Origin of the sequence: Bartonella sp. B1098 (genome assembly GCF_944896145.1) — a bacterium.
GTDB lineage: Bacteria > Pseudomonadota > Alphaproteobacteria > Rhizobiales > Rhizobiaceae > Bartonella.
The window spans coordinates 496314-502500 of record NZ_CALYLP010000003.1; the positions used below are offsets into that span (position 1 = coordinate 496314).

Sequence of the window (6187 nt, forward strand, 5' to 3'; positions counted from 1 at the left end):
CATGTCACAAGCGGGATTGGGGTGTGGATAAAAAATGTACAATAAAAATGCCTTTTCATGAATCATCGAGAAATACCAAGGAATAGTCCGCAACATTCTAGAGCTGGAAAAGTGTGAGATTGTGCCGGTTTACTCCTTCACACGGGTAAAGATGGGAAGCTCAATAGACTTTATATTATTGGGGCTTTATCCTTATCGCATTCATGGACAAATACAGTGAAATTGAAGGAGAAATATTCAAGCTCTTTCCTGCCATTCTTTAAAAAAAACCATTAGCGTTTTTGGGCTTCCAAAATATCTTGTACTGTTTGCACCAATTGCTCTTCACCCACCATCACTTGCGCAGGACGGCTTTCACGCCATGTTTGATTATCCTTAATTTCATGAGACAAACGCGCCCCTTCAATCAAATCTTTGATCTGTATTTTTCCACTCTCACGTTCTTGTGTCCCTTGAATCACCACACAAGGAGCTTTTCGCCGATCAGCATATTTCATCTGCGCTTTAATTCCCGATGCCCCTAAATAGAGTTCTGCACAAATTCCTGCATTTCGCAATTTCATGACCATTTTCTGATAGCGTGCAACAGCTTGTGGCTCTTTATCCATCATCAACACCACAACGGGTCCACGCGTATTTTTTGCTGGTAATTTTCCAAGATTTTGCAAAGCAGCGATCAAACGTGAAATGCCTATTGAAAAGCCTGTTGCCGGAATATTTTCCCCACAAAAACGCGCAACCAGCCCATCATAACGCCCTCCCCCCCCAACAGAGCCAAAGATAACTTTTTGCCCATCATCATTGAGGACATCAAAAAGCAATGCCGCCTCAAAAACAGGTCCCGTATAATATTCCAATCCACGCACCACCGAAGGATCAATTTTAATGCGATTGTGATACCCATTGGCGGCAAAGATTGTTTGCATTTCCTCAAGTTCGCCAACCCCTTCAAGACCTTGCACACTCTGACCAACGATTTTTCTGAGAGCATCAAGGGTTTCTTCTGCCGTTTTTGCTTCTATCGTGAGTAAGGAAAGAATACATTCAATCTCTTTATCTTGAAGTTCAGCCCCTTTTGTAAAATCACCACTTTCATCCAAACGTCCCTTGCCTAAAAGCAAACGCACACCTTCAGGACCAAATTTATCCAGTTTATCCATGGCTCGAAGAACAGTTAAGCGCCGATCAAGCTGCTCCTTTTCTCCTAAACCAATCATCTGCAAAACACTTTCCAAAATCTTTCGATTATTCAAACGAATGGCATATTCATGGCGTGCAATACCTAATTTTTCCAGACTATCGGCTGCCATCATGCAAATTTCCGCATCGGCTGCAACGGTTGGTGTTCCAACGATATCTGCATCAAATTGCATAAATTGTCGAAACCGCCCTGGACCAGGCTTTTCATTGCGAAAAACAAGCCCCAACCGATAACTGCGATAGGGTTTTGCTAACGTTTCGAAGTTTTCAGCAAAATGACGAGCAAGAGGAGCCGTTAGATCATAGCGTAAAGACATCCATTGTTCATCATCATCTTGAAGCGAAAAAACCCCTGCATTGGGACGATCGGAATCCGGTAAGAATTTCCCCAACACATCCGTATATTCAAAAATGGGTGTTTCAAGCGCTTCAAAACCGTAAAGTTCATAAACTTCACGAATTTTCGTAATCATGGTTTCGGTTGCATACAATTGTGCACTTGTACGATCCACAAAACCACGGGGTAAACGGGCTTTGGTTTTTTCTTGTTTTAATGACATGTTATTCTCTAGCAACAATATGTGTTTACGGATAACCATTATCCCATAGAAACAAACGCTGCAATGACTTTATCGTCCTTAAAGCTTTTAACAACATGTTAGAGGCTTTCTATTGTCTACGGTTCAGTAAAACTTTAAAAATCTTTATTCTTGAAAACCGTTAAAAGATCAAAGCGAAACAAGCGCATTATTGCCATAAGATGTTTCTAGATACTTTCATAAGTCTTTATGAAGAGACATCACTCATCTATTCATATAAAGACAGCAAAGCATAAGTAAGACAAGACAGCGGACTGTTTACAAATGATTTTTTTAAAAAATCAGTGTGCGTGAAAAATCCTCATCTTTTAAGATAAGAAGGAATAGAGAGAAGGGAGCGCTATCGATCCTTTAAACCGTTTTAATTCTGGTCAGAAATCAACTTTAAAATGGCTTTTTGTTTGACAGAGGTCAGGACTCTAAAACTTTTTAAAAGCAGATATTCTTCTCTGTTTGAGGCGATTTCATCATAATGGTATGAAGCATTTTCGTTTGTGATGATATCCGTGTAAAAAAAGGAAACCGGAACATTTAAAATATCGGAAATTTCCTTTAAGCGTCCTGCGCTCACACGGTTTAAGCCTTTTTCATATTTCTGGATTTGTTGAAAACTTACCCCTAAAGCGTCTCCTAATGTTTTTTGAAACATTCTCAACATTTTTCGCCTAAAGCGAATTTTTTTGCCAACAAAAAGATCAATATTAAGGTTCTGAGCTTGCATTTGCCCCCCTCCGGTTGCGAGCGCCCTCGCATTGGTATTCCGGGAGCTTGAAAATACTGAATCCGAGCCAGCATTTTGCTTTTAGTGCTGGGAAGCACCTGGACATAGCAAAATCTCCCGGAATTCCGGGACCCCCACAACAGTGGGGTTATTTTCACGCTCGGATTTAGGGTTTTCAAGGCCCACTTGGTCGTTGCGTATGCGACCAAAAACATTTTTTAATGTCTAAAGTAATTTTAAGATTTTTGCAATAAAAATAGTTTTTCAGGAGATCGCAGAATTTCTTTTTCATGAGAAGTTATCGTCTTCTCAAATTCTTGAACACACACACATCAAAATCATATCCTCAAGCCCCTGCGTTTTATGAAAAAATCTCACCTTAATTCTTCATCTAGACAGCATCCTTAACCAATAAAACAGCTTTTATTTTATCCTTTACGCGAGCTCTGAGCGAATGATTATTCTGCTCTCCCACAAAAACATTGTCATTGAAAGAAGAGAGCCCCCATACGTAATCAGAAAGTGAAATCTTTTTTATAAGGAAGAACCTTCTCTCTTAGAGCAAGAGCCCAAAAATTTAAAAGAGAAGCGTATTTTTAGATTGTTCAGCAAAATTATGAATGGTATTTTTTAAATCAACAGGATTTCGGCCAACCTCTGTAATCGACCTTGAAATTGAAGGAATAATATTCTGCCATAGCCTTTGAGGAAATTGCTGGGTTAATTGTGTTATAGTTCCCCCTTGAGCCCCAATGCCCGGAACAAGAAACAGACTATTTTCTAGCTGTTCAATTGTCTCTTTTGCTTCATTGCCTAATGTTGCGCCAATCACAGCCCCGATAGGACCAATGTGGCGATATTGACTTAAAGATTGGCTATTATAGTCATAAATATGCTGCGCCAAATGGACCGAAACCGTTTGATCCCCAATGCGAGCATTTCGAATTTGTCTTCCCTCTGGGTTAGACGATTGAACAACCATAAAAACCGCTGTTTTTGTTTCTTCTGCAATCCTTATCAAAGGAATAAGAGCATCAAACCCTAAAAAAGGATTGACTGTTATCGCATCGGCTTTGAAGGGACTATTGAAACCAAGCCAAGCTTGTCCATAAGCTTCAGCAGTAGAGCCAATATCTCCTCTTTTTGTATCAACGAGAACCAACAAACCTTGTTTTTGTGCATTTTCAATGAGTTCTTTCAAAACTTGGAGACCTTCCACCCCATATAACTCAAAAAATGCAGCTTGCGGCTTTATGATCCCCACCTTCCCCACAACCGCTGTTAAGAGGATATCGCAAAAATCTTTTAGACCTTTATCATCGCAGCTCAAATTCCATGCTTGCAAAACTTTATGACTCGGGTCAAAACCAACACAAAGGGGGCCATATTTTTCACTGTTTTTAAAAAAAGCTGAACAAAACATTTAATATCCTAACACGGTCTCTCTTTAAACTTTTTGATACAATCAAAAAGAGAAGCATTTGTCAAAAGAATACACGCCTCCCCCCCCTTAAGAAAGCTCTCTCGTATTGCTCTTATAGACAAAACCTGCGTTTGTTTATAAAAGATATTCCCATTCATAAGGCTTATCGCATGTTGATCGATCAAGATACTTGTATCAATCAAGACGTTGTCATGAGATGAAAAATTCAAACGTGATGACAGAACACGAACAAAAAACACTCCATATTATTTCGTTCAATAACCTCGTAAAGCCCCCATTTTTCTCTTTCACGCCCCTTTTCTAGGCTCAACCAAAATTCCCGATAAATGCGCTTTAAACAAAAGTTAAAAAACGTTCCACCATGATGTTTTCAATCTTAACTTTAGATCTCTCCGATTTACCTTGTAGCAGCTAAATTATCCATAATGGGCTATAAACTTTGGAACCTAATTGGCAATAAGGCATTGTATCTCCAGCAAATTCAAGGAGATACAACATGGAAACCCGCATTCCTGAAAAAACACCTTTCGATACGAATCTTCTAGGAGAAACATCCCTAGAGACAGAATATCCTTTTTTTCCCTCCCCCATTTCATGGTCCGCCATTTTTGCTGGATTGATAACGGCTCTTGCCACCTCAATCTGCCTCTTTTTTCTGGTAGGCGCATTAGGATTGAGCCAAATGGATTTCACTTCGTCCTCGCCTTTTGAAGGCTCGTTGCTCTCCATGGGCACACATTCTCTTATCGTTATACTGATAAGCCTTGCTTTGGGAGGTTTTGTTGCAGGGCGTTTTGCTGAAACCGCTGGCGCTCTTCATGGTTTCTTAACCTGGGCTCTCATAACACTACTGATGACCCTTCAAGCTATTTACGTGATTTCAAACACAGCAAAAATAGGGGCTAAAGCAGCCCTAGAAAACAGCTCGATGATCGAAAAGACCATAGACAGTTTCAAAACAAATATTTCCCCCCTGCTTACAAAATTAAACAGCGAGGATTTTGCAAAGTTTTTCACAAAAAACAGTGATGGTGACATCAATTTTGACCAACTTGGCAATGAGTTGCGTACCCTTCTCCATAAAAGCGACATTCCTGCCCTCAATCCTGAGCGCTTAAAAACATCCTATCAGGCTGCGTTCAGTGATATTGGGGAGGCAATCACAGCTTTTAAAAAGGATCCTTCGCATTACCGTACCACTTTGAAAAATCTAGAGGAACGCCTTTCTGATCGTGTAGAAGATTTGACAGAAAAATTTAATCGAAGCGATATCATCAATGCCCTCACAAAAGATGGCATGAGCCGTGCGGATGCACAAAGGGCAGCTAACCGTGCCGTTCAACTTTATCAAAGTGCAGAGGAAAAAACTGCAAAAGCGATAAAAGTGCTTGAAGAACGGGCTGAAACCCTCTCTGACAATCTTGAAGGAGCTATCAAAGGTGCCCAAAACACCGCCACAAAAGTCACGAACACAGCCTCACACATGGGATGGTGGGGCTTTTTAGGGAGTTTGATAGGCGCTATCATTTCCAGTATTTGTGGCTATTATGGTTACAGAAGCCGTAAGGATATTTTCAAACTTTAAAACTTTTAGCTTTCAAGCGAGCGTAAAAAAAGCTGTACATTTTTGTACAGCTTTTTATTTTTTTAAATATTTTAGGGTTCTTTATGTTTCATTGCTCCCATACTCCTTAAACAAAAGACCTGCGAACATTAAAAAGAGTGTTAAAGAGATATCTATTCTCCATAAAAATGCTCAATTGCCATATCCTTAAGCTCTTAAAATTTTTCACCACTATCTGGTTGTTATGTTTCCTTTGTGCTCCAGGGTGATCAAATTTCTTGCCCTATGGGATCCCTTTCTGTCCTTGAAGATTTTCATAGGATTAAGCATACATTTTAATGCGTAATAATCCCATAAGTACGCTAAAAGCTACCTCCTCCATCCATAGCACACTAACCCCTCTCTAGCACGCGACGGTAATGGGGAACATCACACCGCACGCCCAAAATCAATAGACAAAACAAAACCCCACATCCACTCCTTGCAATGATCATTGGCGCAAGCAAACCTCCTCCACAGAGTGAAAGAATTGAAGGTTAATGTAAAGATTTCAATGTTTTTTCCATTTCAGCGCAGGCAAAAATCTGCCTCATGACAGCGAATAGAGATAATATGATGGATGATAACCAAATGTAGCCGCAAAAAGGAAGCATATTGTG

General features: G+C 40.0%; 4 protein-coding genes. 1 reads left to right on the forward strand and 3 read right to left on the reverse strand.

The genetic code is table 11. From position 1 onward, the window contains the following. Positions 1-272 precede the first annotated feature (272 nt). The 3 genes from hisS to pyrF all read right to left on the reverse strand — a co-directional run bounded on the left by hisS (position 273) and on the right by pyrF (position 3943). The gene (hisS, locus tag NNJ85_RS06575; protein WP_254474622.1) at positions 273-1760 is read right to left on the reverse strand and encodes a histidine--tRNA ligase; all 1488 of its coding nucleotides are present in this window, start codon (positions 1758-1760) and stop codon (positions 273-275) included. 400 nt (positions 1761-2160) lie between these two features. Then, positions 2161-2520: a helix-turn-helix domain-containing protein gene (locus tag NNJ85_RS06580; RefSeq protein WP_254474624.1), complete on the reverse strand. Its 360-nt coding sequence runs from the start codon at positions 2518-2520 to the stop codon at positions 2161-2163. A gap of 577 nt (positions 2521-3097) precedes the next feature. After that, positions 3098-3943 carry an orotidine-5'-phosphate decarboxylase gene (gene pyrF, locus NNJ85_RS06585; protein ID WP_254474625.1) on the reverse strand — a complete coding sequence of 282 codons (846 nt, stop codon included), beginning with the start codon at positions 3941-3943 and terminating at the stop codon, positions 3098-3100. A 517-nt stretch (positions 3944-4460) separates the two neighbouring features. On the opposite strand from pyrF, the gene NNJ85_RS06590 reads away from it, so the two are divergent. Continuing rightward, positions 4461-5549 carry a DUF3792 domain-containing protein gene (locus tag NNJ85_RS06590; protein WP_254474627.1) on the forward strand — a complete coding sequence of 363 codons (1089 nt, stop codon included), beginning with the start codon at positions 4461-4463 and terminating at the stop codon, positions 5547-5549. Positions 5550-6187 lie beyond the last annotated feature (638 nt).

Excerpts from the sequence above, each read along its gene's own strand:
- hisS (WP_254474622.1), bottom strand. The coding sequence starts at position 1,760 with ATGTCATTAAAACAAGAAAAAACCAAAGCCCGTTTACCCCGTGGTTTT.
- NNJ85_RS06590 (WP_254474627.1), top strand. The coding sequence starts at position 4,461 with ATGGAAACCCGCATTCCTGAAAAAACACCTTTCGATACGAATCTTCTA.
- NNJ85_RS06580 (WP_254474624.1), bottom strand. The coding sequence starts at position 2,520 with ATGCAAGCTCAGAACCTTAATATTGATCTTTTTGTTGGCAAAAAAATT.
- pyrF (WP_254474625.1), bottom strand. The coding sequence starts at position 3,943 with ATGTTTTGTTCAGCTTTTTTTAAAAACAGTGAAAAATATGGCCCCCTT.